15 protein-coding genes and 2 pseudogenes are annotated in these 13585 nt (G+C 64.2%); 7 read left to right on the forward strand and 10 right to left on the reverse strand.

Annotated features, from left to right (window positions below):
* Nucleotides 1-328 precede the first annotated feature (328 nt).
* From ACWDTF_RS19860 to ACWDTF_RS19875, 4 genes are all read right to left on the reverse strand, one after another.
* Nucleotides 329-1612 carry an APC family permease gene (locus ACWDTF_RS19860; RefSeq protein ID WP_355278116.1) on the reverse strand — a complete coding sequence of 428 codons (1284 nt, stop codon included), beginning with the start codon at nucleotides 1610-1612 and terminating at the stop codon, nucleotides 329-331.
* 252 nt (nucleotides 1613-1864) lie between these two features.
* Nucleotides 1865-2284: an arsenate-mycothiol transferase ArsC gene (locus tag ACWDTF_RS19865; protein WP_240862808.1), complete on the reverse strand. Its 420-nt coding sequence runs from the start codon at nucleotides 2282-2284 to the stop codon at nucleotides 1865-1867.
* A gap of 21 nt (nucleotides 2285-2305) precedes the next feature.
* Entirely contained in the window at nucleotides 2306-3394 is a 1089-nt protein-coding gene (arsB, locus tag ACWDTF_RS19870; RefSeq protein ID WP_240862805.1) for an ACR3 family arsenite efflux transporter, read from the reverse strand.
* A gap of 5 nt (nucleotides 3395-3399) precedes the next feature.
* The gene (locus tag ACWDTF_RS19875) at nucleotides 3400-3768 is read right to left on the reverse strand and encodes an ArsR/SmtB family transcription factor (protein ID WP_240862803.1); all 369 of its coding nucleotides are present in this window, start codon (nucleotides 3766-3768) and stop codon (nucleotides 3400-3402) included.
* A 164-nt stretch (nucleotides 3769-3932) separates the two neighbouring features.
* Here ACWDTF_RS19875 and ACWDTF_RS19880 point away from each other — a divergent pair, with 164 nt between their 5' ends.
* On the forward strand, nucleotides 3933-4766 hold the full coding sequence (locus ACWDTF_RS19880) for an N-6 DNA methylase (RefSeq protein ID WP_355278120.1): 834 nt from the start codon (nucleotides 3933-3935) through the stop codon (nucleotides 4764-4766).
* A gap of 74 nt (nucleotides 4767-4840) precedes the next feature.
* A pseudogene (locus tag ACWDTF_RS19885) lies at nucleotides 4841-5083 on the forward strand (hypothetical protein); the annotation flags it as partial.
* A gap of 8 nt (nucleotides 5084-5091) precedes the next feature.
* On the opposite strand, the gene ACWDTF_RS19890 reads toward ACWDTF_RS19885, so the two are convergent.
* The gene (locus ACWDTF_RS19890; protein WP_355278123.1) at nucleotides 5092-5457 is read right to left on the reverse strand and encodes an Rv2640c family ArsR-like transcriptional regulator; all 366 of its coding nucleotides are present in this window, start codon (nucleotides 5455-5457) and stop codon (nucleotides 5092-5094) included.
* Between the two features lie 97 nt (nucleotides 5458-5554).
* Here ACWDTF_RS19890 and ACWDTF_RS19895 point away from each other — a divergent pair, with 97 nt between their 5' ends.
* Nucleotides 5555-6040: an ArsI/CadI family heavy metal resistance metalloenzyme gene (locus ACWDTF_RS19895; protein ID WP_355278126.1), complete on the forward strand. Its 486-nt coding sequence runs from the start codon at nucleotides 5555-5557 to the stop codon at nucleotides 6038-6040.
* A 23-nt stretch (nucleotides 6041-6063) separates the two neighbouring features.
* On the opposite strand, the pseudogene ACWDTF_RS19900 reads toward ACWDTF_RS19895, so the two are convergent.
* A pseudogene (locus tag ACWDTF_RS19900) lies at nucleotides 6064-6351 on the reverse strand (arsenate-mycothiol transferase ArsC); the annotation flags it as partial.
* 133 nt (nucleotides 6352-6484) lie between these two features.
* Nucleotides 6485-7045 (reverse strand): Clp protease/crotonase-like domain-containing protein, encoded by a 561-nt coding sequence (locus tag ACWDTF_RS19905; RefSeq protein WP_355278129.1) that lies wholly within the window; start codon nucleotides 7043-7045, stop codon nucleotides 6485-6487.
* 579 nt (nucleotides 7046-7624) lie between these two features.
* Between ACWDTF_RS19905 and ACWDTF_RS19910 the strand changes: the two genes are divergently transcribed.
* On the forward strand, nucleotides 7625-8068 hold the full coding sequence (locus tag ACWDTF_RS19910) for a hypothetical protein (RefSeq protein ID WP_231894176.1): 444 nt from the start codon (nucleotides 7625-7627) through the stop codon (nucleotides 8066-8068).
* A gap of 27 nt (nucleotides 8069-8095) precedes the next feature.
* The gene (locus tag ACWDTF_RS19915; RefSeq protein ID WP_005195283.1) at nucleotides 8096-8425 is read left to right on the forward strand and encodes a hypothetical protein; all 330 of its coding nucleotides are present in this window, start codon (nucleotides 8096-8098) and stop codon (nucleotides 8423-8425) included.
* Between the two features lie 53 nt (nucleotides 8426-8478).
* Here ACWDTF_RS19915 and ACWDTF_RS19920 read toward each other — a convergent pair whose 3' ends face one another.
* From ACWDTF_RS19920 to ACWDTF_RS19930, 3 genes are read right to left on the reverse strand one after another with little or no spacing between them, the layout of a single operon-like run.
* On the reverse strand, nucleotides 8479-8859 hold the full coding sequence (locus tag ACWDTF_RS19920) for a BlaI/MecI/CopY family transcriptional regulator (protein WP_005180013.1): 381 nt from the start codon (nucleotides 8857-8859) through the stop codon (nucleotides 8479-8481).
* A gap of 47 nt (nucleotides 8860-8906) precedes the next feature.
* A complete protein-coding gene (locus ACWDTF_RS19925) occupies nucleotides 8907-10139 on the reverse strand; it encodes a sensor histidine kinase (protein ID WP_012835879.1) in 1233 nt (410 codons plus the stop codon).
* Complete coding sequence (locus ACWDTF_RS19930) at nucleotides 10129-10863, reverse strand: response regulator transcription factor (protein WP_055477338.1); 735 nt, start codon at nucleotides 10861-10863, stop codon at nucleotides 10129-10131. The genes ACWDTF_RS19925 and ACWDTF_RS19930 overlap by 11 nt, the downstream gene beginning before the upstream one ends.
* A 243-nt stretch (nucleotides 10864-11106) precedes the next feature.
* Between ACWDTF_RS19930 and ACWDTF_RS19935 the strand changes: the two genes are divergently transcribed.
* A complete protein-coding gene (locus ACWDTF_RS19935; RefSeq protein ID WP_005180004.1) occupies nucleotides 11107-12243 on the forward strand; it encodes a PLP-dependent cysteine synthase family protein in 1137 nt (378 codons plus the stop codon).
* A gap of 3 nt (nucleotides 12244-12246) precedes the next feature.
* Entirely contained in the window at nucleotides 12247-13515 is a 1269-nt protein-coding gene (locus tag ACWDTF_RS19940) for an MFS transporter (RefSeq protein ID WP_433254484.1), read from the forward strand.
* Nucleotides 13516-13585: the final 70 nt, after the last annotated feature.

Raw genomic sequence — 13585 nt, forward strand, 5'->3', positions numbered from 1 at the left:
TCAACTGAGAGTGCCACAGGTGCGTCCAGTTGTTGGCCTAGCTTCGCGATCCCAAAGGTGCGCGGCGGCTGGACAGCTGCCTGGGACGGGCGACTTCTGCCGGTAAGGTGCAACGCCGATATCGGATTCGTCACTGCAAGGGGTGGACGGTGCCGGAGTTTCAGCCCGGCGCTGTGTGACTCCACATGTGCATCACGGGTCGTGGACGGTCCTACACGGCGGGTCTACGGTGCAACGAAGGCGGGCGAGCAGACACTGGCCGAAGATCGTGAATCGTTTGCGGAGTTGGGCCGAGAGGGTCCTTCGTGATGAAAGAACGCTGCGCCAGTCAACTGGTCGACGGGGGTGAGGTGCGGCTGCCAGGGGTTCTCCGAAGTCTGTAGAACACCGCACCGGCTGCGATGACAACGGCACCGATGATGACCGAGACCAGCGGCAAAGCCACCGCGAGGATCGCGCAGCCCGCGACACCGATCACCGGTACCCACCGTGGGGGGCGGGCCTCATCTCGGGTCAGGGTCCAGGCGGCGGCGTTGGCGATCGCGTAGTAAATCAGCACCCCGAAAGAGGAGAAGCCGATCGCGCCGCGAACGTCGACGGTTGCCGCGACCACGATGACGACCGCCGCCACGGCCAATTCGGCGCGATGGGGCACCTCGAACCGCGGGTGAACTGCAGCCAGCACGTGCGGTAGGTGGTGGTCGCGGGCCATCGCCAACGTGGTGCGGGAAACCCCCAGCACCAGAGCCAGCAGTGATCCTAAAGCCGCTACCGCGGCGCCTACCTGCACGACGGGGACCATCCACGCCACCCCGGCACTGCGGACCGCGTCGGTCAGCGGCGCGGTCGAGGAGCCCAACCGGTCGGCGCCCAGCACCGACAACACCGCTACCGCCACCGCCGCATAGACGACCAAGGTAATCCCCAGAGCCAACGGGATCGCCCGAGGAATAGTGCGGGCCGGCTCTCGGACCTCCTCGCCCAGGGTGGCGATCCGGGCGTAGCCGGCGAAGGCAAAGAACAACAACCCCGCTGCCCGCAACACCCCGCCCACGGTGATGTCGGAACCGATGTCCAACCGGCCCACGACCGCCTGCCCCGAGGTCAGGCTGACGACCACCAGCAGCGCCAGTACCACCAGAACGACCGAGACGATCACCCGTGTCAGCAGCGCCGACTTCTGCACGCCGCAATAGTTCACCGCGGTCAAGGCGACCACGGCCGCGACCGCGACCGCATGGGCATAGGCGGGACACACATAGGCCCCGACGGTCAACGCCATCGCCGCACACGATGCGGTCTTGCCGACCACGAACGCCCATCCAGCCAGATAGCCCCAGAAGTCACCCAACCGCTCGCGCCCGTATACGTAGGTGCCGCCGGATTGCGGATACCGGGCGGCTAGCCGTGCCGAGGACGTCGCGTTGCAATATGCCACCACCGCAGCCGCCACCAGCCCCATCAACAACCCGGAACCCGCCGCTGCCGCAGTCGGTCCCAGCGCAGCGAAGATGCCCGCCCCGACCATCGATCCCAAACCGATCACCACTGCGTCGAACACTCCCAGCCGACGCTGCAACTGCGGTCGATCGTCCCGTGACTGCGTATTCATCGCCCTCCCCGCCCTTGTGCGATCCCGTCGACGATCGGTAACGATAGGCGGTATCGATGGCCGCTACCGATTCAGTCTGGTACTCGAACGGCGCTGGCCGACTCCGACACCTTCGACACGAGCCCAAAGCTGTTGGAAGTCAACACCACTGAAACTGAACCGCAGGATTCTGTGTGTTGTTTAGGACGTCCGCGCACGAAGATCCACGGTCGGCGTGTTGCTGTTCAGATAGGACGCCGAGAATGCCGTCCTCTACTGCCCGATGCGTTCGACGAGGTCGCGAATGCGGGTGGTGATGTCGTCGCGGATCAGCCGCATCCGGTCCATCCCGTCGATGCCGCGCAGCGATGGTTCGTCGGTGTCCCACACCTCGAGGGCAACACCCTCAGGCGCGCTCACATGTGCTGAGGTGCCTATCACGACGACGAGGTCGGCAGCGCGCATCATCTCGTCGGTCAACTGACTGGGCCGGTGTTCGCTGACGTCGACATTCACCTCGTCCAGCACCTGCACGGACTGAGCATTCGGCGCGACGCCGAGCTTCGCCTCGGTCCCCGCCGACGACGGGTCGAGCATGTTCGCCGCGACGCTACGCGCGAGGCCTTCGGCCATCACCGATTTGCCCCGGTTGCTGACACATACGAACAGAACTGACCACCGGTTGCTCGTCATCGTCGATCACCCAGCGGGAATTCAGACATCTCGGATCGACTCCTTCGATTCTTTGGATTTCGGAACTGCGTCGGTAATGTGTTGGCGAAGTGCCAGTGACACATACACCAGGCCCACCAGCACCGGTACCTCGATGAGCGGGCCGATCACCCCGGCCAGGGCTTGTCCTGATGCCGCGCCGTAGGTTGCGATGGCTACGGCGATGGCGAGTTCGAAGTTGTTGCCGGCCGCGGTGAACGCCAGTGTCGTGGTTCGCGCATACCCCAGTCCCATCACGGCGCCGAGAGCGAAGCCGCCGCCCCACATGATGGCGAAGTAGATCAGCAGCGGGATCGCGATGCGCACGACATCCCATGGGTGGGAGGTGATCTGGTCGCCCTGAAGAGCGAAGAGGATCACGATGGTAAACAGCAGCCCGTAGAGCGCCCATGGTCCCAATCGTGGTAGTAGTGTGTTCTCGTACCAGTCGCGGCCCTTGGCGCGCTCGCCCAAACGTCGGGTCAGATAACCCGCCAACAGCGGGATCCCTAGGAAGATCAGTACCGACTTGGCGATCTGCCACGGCGAGGTATCGATAGTGGTTTGCTCAAGCCCGAGCCAGCCCGGCAGGACAGAAAGGTAGAACCAGCCGAGCACAGCGAACATGGCCACCTGGAAGATCGAGTTCAACGCGACCAGCACCGCCGCGGCCTCGCGATCGCCACACGCCAGGTCGTTCCAGATGATCACCATCGCGATGCAACGCGCCAACCCAACGATTATCAGCCCAGTCCGGTACTCCGGAAGGTCCGGCAACAGCAACCACGCCAGCGCGAACATCAGCGCTGGCCCGACGACCCAGTTCAATACGAGTGACCCGACCAGCATCCGACGGTCGCCGGTCACCGAGTCAAGCCGGTCATAGCAAACTTTGGCCAGCACCGGATACATCATGATCAACAGCCCGAGAGCGATCGGCAGCGAGATACCGTCGATCTCCACCTCCGCGAGGCCGTCACCGAGCCCGGGCACCACACGACCGAGTAGCAAACCGGCGACCATCGCCGCACCAATCCACACAGGCAGGAACCTGTCGAGAACGGAAAGTCGTCCGGCAACAACACTATTCATGCCGCTCACTCCGGAGCCTCGCACGACTTCGACTCCCCCACCACCGCGGCAAGGCCACCCAACAACTCCGACAACTGACTCAGCACGCCCGTGTTGACCCGGTAGTACACCCACGTGGCACGCCGCTCACTGGTGACCACACCAGCTTCGCGCAGAACCTTCAAATGGTGCGAGATGGTCGGCTGTGACACCGCAAACGAGCCGGAAATGTCGCACACACACGCCTCACCGCCGGGATGCGCCGCCACTTCGGAGACCAACCGCAATCGAACCGGATCCGCGAGCGCCTTCAGAGCCGCCGCCCACCTCGCGGCATCTTCGGTACTCAGACCTTGGCCAGCGCCGCCTACCGCCAGCACATGTTGTTTCGACACATATCAATATTGACACTGATCTAATCAGTGACGCAAGTCGGTCCACCCCTCACGAGCGGACGATGGATACATGCCCACCAAAGCTCTTGCAGGGGAATATGATCAACTCGATATTGACGGTATCCAGTCAACTACTGCATATTGCATCAGATGAATCACAGGTAATGGCGCAACCTGCGGCTCTACGGCCAAGGTTCAACTACGGGACCTCCGCGATCGCCCGGATGAACCTGTTCCTCCACGGCATCGCCGATGGCGAGATCGCCCACGGCGACGTCCTCGGCAAGCCCGCCTTCCACGACGAGCAAGGCCGGCTCCAGACCTTCGACATCGTGCTCGCCAACCCGCCCTACTCCATCAAGGCGTGGAACCGCGACGCCTTCGCCAAGGACCCATATGGCCGCAGAATGTGGGGCGTCCCGCCCCAAGGCCGCGCCGACTACGCCTTCTTCCAGCACATCGCCAAGAGCCTCGACCCGAAGACCGGCCGGGCGGCGATCCTGTTCCCGCATGGGGTCCTGTTCCGCCGAGACGAGGCCGCCCTCCGGGAAGCACTGGTGAAGTCTGACCTCGTCGAGGCCGTGCTTGGGATGGGTGAAGGACTGTTCTACAACTCACCGATGCCCGCCGCCATTGTCGTCATGCGAACTAGAAAAGATCCTGTGCGCCGCGGAAAGGTGCTCTTCATCGACGCGTCCAAGGAGATGGCGCGCGAGCAGACGCAGTCGTTCCTGCGCGACGAGCACCAGCAACGCATCATGGACGCGTACAACGCGTTTGAGACGGCAGAGGGGTTCGCGGCGGTCGCAACTATCGACCAGATCATTACCAAGGGCAACACGTTGGCGATCACGCAATACGTCGCGCCGGCCGTCGCCGGCGAGTCTCCGGGGCCGAGCGTCAAAACCTCGCTGGCACAGTGGCGGTCGGCCGCAGATGCCTCGGTGGTCGCCATAGCCGACATCATCGCCCTGCTCCGCTCGGAGATCTCGGCATGAGCGTTGATCTCGACAAGTCCGCATGGAAACGAGTCGCGCTTCGGGATGTCGTTCGTCACGTCACCGACCGCGTGGATCGTCCTGGCCGCCACCTGCACGCACAAACCGCGATGAAAGAACTCCGTCGCCTCGGCATCAACCTGCACGGAGCACGCAACAGCGCTCTGGACAACCTCGTCAAACTGGCACCGCCACCGATCGTCGCCGACATGCTCGGCTATAGCTATCAGGTGACCGAACGCCATGCCGCGCTGGCAACCACTACCTACGCCCGCTACGCACAATCGCTGGCCGCGACGATCGCGTCCATGAACTGACCTTGTCTTCAGCAGCAGCCGGTGCTCGCCCCCAACACCGCACACAACGCCTGCAGCGATTCCGGCTGAGCCCGGTAGTACACGTTCATACCCCGCCGCTGCCCCACCACCATCCCCGCCTTGCGCAGCTGCCCCAAATGATGACTAGTCGTCGCCTCCGTCACCCCAACCGCCGCCGCGAGATCACACGTACACACACCCTCACCCGACTCATCGGCGAGCAAGATCGCCACCAACTTGATCCGCACCGGATCAGCAAGCGCCTTGAGCCGCAACGCAATCTCGAGCGCATCATCATCGCCAAGCGGACCCGACGACACCGGAGCACAGCAAATTGGACCACTGATATCAACCACCGGCAACGTCTTCGGCACGACCCAACCATACCTCTTACTTGACATATGTCGAAAAGGTGGGCACCCTGCAGGTGGCCCTAGTTCGATATATGTCTCACAGGTGAAGGTGATGGTCATGTCCCGTATCCAGCTCGCGCTCAATGTTGATGATCTCGATACCGCGATCGACTTCTACTCCAAGCTGTTCAACACCACTCCGGCCAAGCGCAAGCCGGGATACGCCAACTTCGCGGTGGCCGAGCCGCCGCTGAAACTGGTGCTGCTGGAGAATCCTGGCCAAGGCGGCACCATCAACCACCTCGGCGTCGAAGTGGAATCTAGCGAGAAGGTGCACGCCGAGATCGCCCGGTTGGCCGGGGAGGGTCTGTTCACGCAGGAGGAGATCAACTCCACCTGTTGCTTCGCGACCCAAGACAAGGTGTGGGTGACCGGCCCGGCCAACGAGAAGTGGGAGGTCTACACCGTGCTCGCCGACTCCGACACCTTCGGGACCAGCCCGAAACTGTTGGCACAGAACGCCGTCGATAGTGCCGACCAAGGTTCGGTGTGCTGCGGAGGCAGCGCCAGCGATTCTACTGAAGCTCGCCCAGCCTGCTGCTGACAAGCCGCAGCTCGCGCTCTCGCCTACCGCCCAAGCCGGTCGGCGAGAGAGCGGATGCGGTTGGTGATGTCGTCGCGGATCAACCGCATCCGTTCGATGCCCTCGATGCCACGTTCGGAGGGTTCGTCGGTGTTCCACACCTCGAGGGCGACACCTTCGGGCGGGGCAACCTCGGCGGTGCCGATCACCACGACGAGATCTGCGGCCCGCATCAGCTCGTCGGTGAGTTGGCGAGGCTGATGTTCCGCGACGTCGGCGCCGATCTCGGCGAGCACCTGTGCCGACAGGCTATTGACCTGGCCGCCGATGCGGCAGCAGTTCGTCACTGACCATTCGTCTCAGCACGTCGAGCGAGATGCCGGACTGCGCAGACACCTCGGAGAGCTTCAGCAACTCAGCGGTTCGCTCGGACTCACCCATACTCAGCTTCCTCCATGATCGCGGTCACGCACGATCCTTCCAGCGTTCGTTTGCCGATTGCCGGGTCATGCCGGTGGCCGCGCCGATGTCGGCCCAGGACCGGCCCAGTCGGCGGGCCTTGGCCACCGCGGCGTCGAGCTGAGCGTCAGCGTCTCTGCGGGCGGTAACTGCGGCCCTGAGCTCGTCGTCGACGTCGATCGGATCGAGATGCTCGCGCTGCCACACCGCTCGGGCGGCCTCCGCGACCTCGGGCCGCTCGTCGGCATGGACGTCAGTGTCGGGGGCGAACACCCGATGCCCGGCAAGGTCCTCAAGGGACGCTGAGGGCACCCGCGCCCACTGGGCCGGATCGGTCCAGGTCGACACATCGGAGCTGGATCGGCGAGCGCAATCGCAGCGCAGCAACCAGCCGACAATTTCGGCCGACGGCCGACGATGATCCTCGTCCGGGCTCTGGCCGATCTCGACGAGCTCGTAGTCCACGCCGTCGACCATGGTCGACCCGTGGCTCACGGCCCCGTCCTCGAAGAACGCCACCAACGCCGCCTCGTGCAAGTGCGCGTCACTTTCGTGTACCCAACCCATGCCGATAGGGTAGACGCTCGATGTCAGGATAACCAGACGTCAGTGCTACCTCACGTCAGGGTTACCTGACATAAGATCTATTATCGGCGAAACATGTTGCCGCGCTGCATGATTCGTCACCAGTGACGAAACGATGCGCCACAGTTGTTGCCCGAGCGCTCCGGGCAGTTCGTCGGCGTAGGTGGGCGCGCCGTCGATGCTGTCGGAGGCCGCGGCTGCTGCGTCGGCGGGCAGATTGTCGGGAAGGGAGGACTCGATGCTGCTGCGATAGGCCGCTGTTCCGACGCTGCCGAGGACTGCGACCCCGAGCGAGCGGCCCAGGGTTCCTCGCCTCGGGAGGCCTCGGTCCATCCATGGGGTAGAGCTGCTCCCCCTCCGCTCAGCGTCCTCCGGCTCATCTGAACTACTATTTGGAATAGTTTCAAGATGGCTGTTGGAGGTGCGGTGATCGCAAGCGTTGTGGCCCAAGGGGCACTCTTGGGGCTGTTCGGTGCGGTCGTAGCGTGTGGTGTCGCCGCTGCCCGTCGGCCGGGTCGAGGTGGGGAGGCTTGGCGGGCGCTCGTTTCGAGTGCGCTTGCTGTGAGTGCGGCCGGCGGCGTGATGGTGGTTGCTCCCCAGGGCTTTTTCGCGGCGGCGATCGTGTTGGCGCTGCTCTGTGTTGGGGCGTTCATGCTGTTTTCTGCTCGTCTGCACGGCGCGTCGTTGGCGGTGATGGTGGACTCGCTCGTGTGGATGGCCTCGGCGATGTGGGTGTTCATCGTGTTCGCCGCCACGGGCGGGCCGATCGAGGGTGGTGTGGTGCCTGCTGATCCGATTGCCGAACTGGCGTTGAGGGCCGAGCTCAATCGACCCCCGAGGTGGGTCCGTACTGGCAGTGTGATCGCGATTTTCGGTCTGGTGGCCGCGATAGTCTTCCGCCTGGCCCGGCCGGCCTCCTGTGGTGATTGCTTCGAGACCCTCGTTCCCGGCGCCCACGCCCGATGGCCACAAAATACGAAGGTGGTTAGTAGAAGTGGGGTGTGATGCGGGTGTGCGGGGAGGTGGTGAGGCATGACTGACGGTGTCGCGGTGCGGCGTGCGGGTCGGTTCGGCCCGCGCGGTCCTGCCCGTACGATCTCCCGTGCGGTGGGTCTTGCTGTGGTGATGTTTGAGGCGGTGGCCGCGTTCTGGCTGGTGATGCTGCTCCGAACGTCGGATCTCGTGCCATCCGACCCCCGCTCAGGAGTCGGGCGCGGTGATCCGGTTGAGCTGCGGGTGCTGACCGCTGTGGATGTGCACGACTGGGTGTCGGCTCTGAGTGCTGCGGCCTTCGCTGCGGGTGTGGCCGGTGCGCTGGTGGCGCGTCTACTCCCAGCAGTCAAGGGGCGCGCGACCGGTTGAGTAGTCGGGCCTGGGCCTCGCCGGAGTTTCCCTTGTCGGAGGGTTTCTATGGCTTAGGCTTTGGTGCCGCCGCCGCGGGTGTGGCGAGGTTTAAGGGTGAGGTATTCGCTGAGCACTTCACGCTCGGCGGGTGTCACGGTCTGGGCGAAGTGCATCAGTACTGCCGCGGAGTCCCCGCTGGCGTCGAGGACTTGACGCAAGGTGCGTGAGGTGGCCTCTTCACGGGTCTGCATGGGGAAGTACCGGTAGGCGCGGCTGACTTTTTCTCGACCGACGAACCCTTTTTTGTGCAGGTTGGTGACGACGGTGAGCACTGTGGTGTAGGCCGGTTCGCGGTCGTGGAGTTCCTCGACTAGGTCGTGCACCGACATCGCCGCACCGGCTGACCACAGCACGTCCATCACTGCGCGTTCCAGTGAACCCAGCCCAGTCATTTTCACCCACCATCTCTAGATGCGGGTCAATCTTACGACGGACTACCTCAGTTAGTAGCTTGGTCCCGTTGGAGCGCATCGGCAGCGCCGCGACGCGGGCGGTGTTTGAAGGCCACGGAGAATTCGGTTCCAGGGGTGCTGCGGTGGATGTGACGTCGGGTGGTGGTCGGCAACGTGATGGTGAAGGTGGCTCCGTGTCCGGCTCCCAGGCTTTCGGCGAGCAAGGTGCCCCCATGGTCTTCGACGATAGAGCGGGCGATGGTGAGGCCGATTCCGCTGCCGCCGGCGTCTCTGGTGCGTGAGGAGTCGGTGCGGTAGAAGCGGTCGAAGATGTGTGGAAGGTGTTGAGGGGGAATGCCGTCACCGCAGTCGACGACGCTGATGCGCACCGCGTGTGCCGGGGCGGTGTCGGCTTTCACTACGACTCGCTGGCCCGGGGAGCTGTGTCGCAGCGCGTTGGTGAGCAGATTGAGCAGTACTTGGCTCATTCGTTCGGCGTCGACATGGATGTGTACGCGCGCGGCGGTGGTGACGATGCCTAGCGTGACTTTGGCGTCGGTGAACAGGTCGGCGGCTTCTTCGTAGGTCGCGATGAGCAGTTCGTTGACAGTGATCGTCGCCGGGTGGAGGGGCATCTGATGCTCGTCGGCGCTGGATACGGTCGCGATGTCCTCGGCGAGACGCTGCAGGCGGGTGGTGGCGGTGCGCACGACGTCAAAGGTCTGTGAGTCGGGAGCCCGGATTCCGTCTTCGATGGCGTCGGTGATCGCGCCGATGGTGGTCAGTGGGGTGCGCAGTTCGTGGGCAAGGTCTGACAGCATCCGCTTACGGATGTCGTCTTGTGAATCCAGCCGTTGTGCAAGTTGGTTGATAGCTCGGCTGAGCTGGGTGAACTCGGTGCCGAGCTGGCGATCGGGTACGCGCGTGCGGTAGTTGCCGGCGCCAATAGCCACGGCTGAGCGGGCGACACTGGCGACTGACTGTTGTACGCGGCGAGCCAGGAACCAGCTGACGGCCGTGGCCAGGATCGTCGAGGTGATCAATGCGGCAGACATTGAGACGACGATCGAGGAAGTGAACGCGGCTTCGACATGGTCGGCCTGAACTGACCCTGGCTCGAGGCGAGCTTGGCCGAGGTGGTCGTGGAAGGTGTGTGGAGCCACGAATAGTGCCACGATCGCGACGCTGATGCCGCCGCCGGCGATGACGATAGCTTGAGCGAGCATGAGCCGGGAGCCGAAGCTGCCGGGGATACGTAACCGTCGACGTTCATCGTTCATCGCTGGCTCCTCGAGGTTGGCCGTCACCCATCCGGTAGCCCACTCCGCGAACGGTGCGGATGAATCGGCCGGCTACGGCGCTGTCACCGAGTTTGCGGCGCAGACTGGCGACATGGACTTCGACGACGTGGGCATCGCCGACCCAGTCGGGTCCCCAGATTTCGGTGAGCAGTTGCTCTCGACTGAACACAACACCGGGCCGCCGCGTGAGCGCTTCGAGAACGTCGAACTCAGTCCGAGTCAGCTCCACGGGTGTGCTCTGCACCTGGACTTCACGACCCTGGGGGTCGAGGGTGAGCTCCCCTATCGTCCGCGGGTGCGACTCGCCGGTTGGGGTCGGCCGTGGTCGGCGCAGCATGGCGTCGATGCGCGCCATCAGCTCACGAGGGCGAAATGGTTTCGTGAGGTAGTCATCGGCCCCCACCGACAGGCCAACGACTGTGTCGACTTCGTCCGCGCGGGCCGTGACCATCACGATGTAGGCGTTGGTGAAGGTGCGCAACTGTCGACAGACCTCGACGCCATCGAGTGACGGCAAGCCCAGGTCGAGGATGACTACTGCCGGACTCGCCGTGCGTGCGGCGGCGACTCCCTCCTGGCCGTCGGGCGCAACGGTGACCGTGAATCCGCTGCGCTGCAGGTAGTCAGCAACGACTTCGGCAATGTCGGGCTCATCTTCGATCACCAGGGCGTGCAGACCGTGCGGTGGTCGGACCACCGGCATATGGAGGTCGTCGACGACGTTGCGATCTTGGGGCACGCTCCTATGGTGGCGGTGGTCTACACGATCATCCAACCTCGTGGGCATTCTTGAGCAGATCTTGATCCACGCTGCCGATCAGCCTTGAGGTTCGGTGGGCAAGGTGGCGGTGTCGCCGGGTGGAACGTTACGACACAGTTCCCTCTCACACTGATGATCTGATTTCTGCCCGGCGGCGTCCTGTTCAACAACGCAGAGGATGCCCGTGTGACTGTCTCCTACAGCCTCACCACCAGTGATCCATTCGCCAGTACCTTCCCCGCCGAAGCCGCGTCGCCCCGTGCTGGGCTGAGTCGTCAGCTGGTGGGCGGCACCCCGGTGTTGCGCATCGAGGAACCCTTCGCCGAGCACGGGCGCGGCTTCTGGGCCAAGCTGGAAGGCTTCAACCCCGGTGGTATGAAAGACCGGCCTGCGCTGCACATGGTGGAACGCGCCCGCGCCCGTGAAGAGCTGGCCCCGGGGGCGCGGATCATCGAATCAACTAGTGGGACACTGGGATTAGGCCTGGCTTTAGCGGGCATCGTGTTCGGGCATCCGGTGACCTTGGTGACCGATCCAGGACTGGAACCGATCTTGCGGCAGATGCTCGCCGCATACGGCGCCCAGGTCGATGTCGTCAGCGATCCCCATCCGGTCGGGGGTTGGCAACAAGCCCGCCGCGACCGCGTGCGCACCCTGCTCGAGCGCGACGAGGCTGCGTGGTGTCCCGACCAGTATTCCAACCCCGACAACGTGACCGGTTACAGCTCGTTGGGTGTGGAGTTGATCGCGCAGCTGCGACATATCGATGTGCTGGTGTGCTCGGTGGGCACCGGTGGGCACTCAGCCGGTGTGGCTCATACTCTGCGGCAGTTCAACCCTGAGCTGGAGGTTGTGGGCGTAGACACCATTGGCTCGACGATTTTCGGCCAGCCGGCACAGTCACGGATTATGCGGGGACTCGGCTCGAGTATCTACCCCCGTAACGTTGCCTATGACCAGTTCAGTGAGGTGCACTGGGTGGCGCCGGCCGAGGCAGTCTGGGCATGTCGCACCCTGGCCGCCACGCATTACGCCACCGGCGGCTGGAGCGTGGGCGCGGTGGCCCTGGTCTCGGGCTGGCTGGCGCGTACTCGTTCGGCCGATACGCGCATCGCGGCGGTGTTCCCCGATGGCCCCGCTCGCTACTACGGAACCATTTACAACGATGAGTACTGCCGCGCTCACGACCTGATCGGCGCCCCGGCGCCGCCCACTGAACCCCGCACCATCAGCGATCCGCTCACTCAGGTCGCGAGCAGCTGGACGCGGTGCCCTACCATCATCGACCCCACTTGCGTGCCGCACGCCGAGCCCACGAGCTGATCTATGCGACGCCTCTACCGCAGTTTCCGCAGCTTCGATCGCCCCAGCCAAGTGCTGATGGTCAATCAGTTCACCATCAATCTCGGCTTCTACATGCTCATGCCCTACCTCGCCGCCTACCTCGCCGGCCCGCTGGCCCTGGCCGCATGGGCAGTGGGCCTGGTCCTGGGGGTACGCAACTTCTCCCAACAGGGCATGTTCCTGATCGGGGGAACACTCGCTGACCGCTGGGGTTACAAACCGCTCATCATCGCCGGATGCCTGATGAGGGTCATCGGATTCGTCCTACTGGCCCTGGTCAGTTCGCTGCCGGCGATCCTGATCGCCTCGGCGGCAACGGGATTCGCCGGGGCGCTGTTCAACCCCGCCGTACGGGCCTACCTGGCCGCCGACGCCGGTGAGCGCCGCATCGAAGCATTCGCCGTGTTCAACGTCTTCTACCAGGCCGGGATCCTGCTCGGGCCGCTGGTCGGACTAGCCCTGACCGCCCTGGACTTCCGGCTCACCTCTCTCTGTGCGGCAGCAGTTTTCGCGGTCCTGACCCTCGTGCAGATCAAAGCGCTACCCGCAACAACACCGGCGCCGAGCAGCACCTCAATCATCCAGGACTGGCGCAGCGTCGTCCGTAACCGGCGATTCCTGCTGTTCGCTGCGGCGATGGCCAGCTCTTACGTGCTGTCCTTCCAGGTCTACCTCGCCCTGCCCCTACATGCCGACCGCATAGCAGACAACCCCACCCTCGCCACCAGTGTTGTCACCGCAATGTTCGTGGTGACCGGTCTGGTGGCCATCGCCGGCCAGCTACGCATCACCACATGGTTCGGCAACCGCTGGGGCAGCACCGGCAGCCTGAGCGTGGGAATGACGCTGATGGCTGCAGCTTTCCTGCCCCTAGTCGCCAGCACCGCAACGCATCAGCGCAACATCGCCCTCAACATCGCCGCCCTGCTACTCACCGCAGCTCTGCTCGCCGCCGCCACCGCAGCAGTGTTCCCATTCGAAATGGACACGGTGGTGGGACTGGCCCGCGGCACGCTTGTCGCCACCCACTACGGGCTCTACAACACCATCGTCGGGATCGGGATTCTGCTCGGCAACGCCGCGACCGGGTGGCTGTTCAGCGCGGCCACCACCCGCGACATGCCCGAACTGGTGTGGATCGCTCTAGTCCTCACCGGCATGGCGGCGGCGTCTGCCCTGTTGCTGTTGCACCGCCGCGGATGGCTCAGTGTCGCCGCCCCCACCGAAGCTCAGTCGACCACAACCCATTGATTACCCTAGGGGGGTAAGGTATAACGGTGGTGTGGCGAGACGCCACAGCGACAGACCCCCTGAGGGTCGT

It is taken from the genome of Gordonia sp. NPDC003422 (assembly GCF_053588675.1).

Bases quoted from the DNA above. Each gene is read 5' to 3' on its own strand.
- ACWDTF_RS19940 (WP_433254484.1), top strand. From the start codon at position 12,247: ATGCGACGCCTCTACCGCAGTTTCCGCAGCTTCGATCGCCCCAGCCAA.
- ACWDTF_RS19905 (WP_355278129.1), bottom strand. From the start codon at position 7,045: ATGGGTTGGGTACACGAAAGTGACGCGCACTTGCACGAGGCGGCGTTG.
- ACWDTF_RS19895 (WP_355278126.1), top strand. From the start codon at position 5,555: ATGTCCCGTATCCAGCTCGCGCTCAATGTTGATGATCTCGATACCGCG.
- ACWDTF_RS19880 (WP_355278120.1), top strand. From the start codon at position 3,933: ATGGCGCAACCTGCGGCTCTACGGCCAAGGTTCAACTACGGGACCTCC.
- ACWDTF_RS19920 (WP_005180013.1), bottom strand. From the start codon at position 8,859: ATGACTGGGCTGGGTTCACTGGAACGCGCAGTGATGGACGTGCTGTGG.
- ACWDTF_RS19915 (WP_005195283.1), top strand. From the start codon at position 8,096: ATGACTGACGGTGTCGCGGTGCGGCGTGCGGGTCGGTTCGGCCCGCGC.
- ACWDTF_RS19930 (WP_055477338.1), bottom strand. From the start codon at position 10,863: ATGCCGGTGGTCCGACCACCGCACGGTCTGCACGCCCTGGTGATCGAA.
- ACWDTF_RS19860 (WP_355278116.1), bottom strand. From the start codon at position 1,612: ATGAATACGCAGTCACGGGACGATCGACCGCAGTTGCAGCGTCGGCTG.
- arsB (WP_240862805.1), bottom strand. From the start codon at position 3,394: ATGAATAGTGTTGTTGCCGGACGACTTTCCGTTCTCGACAGGTTCCTG.
- ACWDTF_RS19925 (WP_012835879.1), bottom strand. From the start codon at position 10,139: ATGAACGATGAACGTCGACGGTTACGTATCCCCGGCAGCTTCGGCTCC.
- ACWDTF_RS19865 (WP_240862808.1), bottom strand. From the start codon at position 2,284: ATGACGAGCAACCGGTGGTCAGTTCTGTTCGTATGTGTCAGCAACCGG.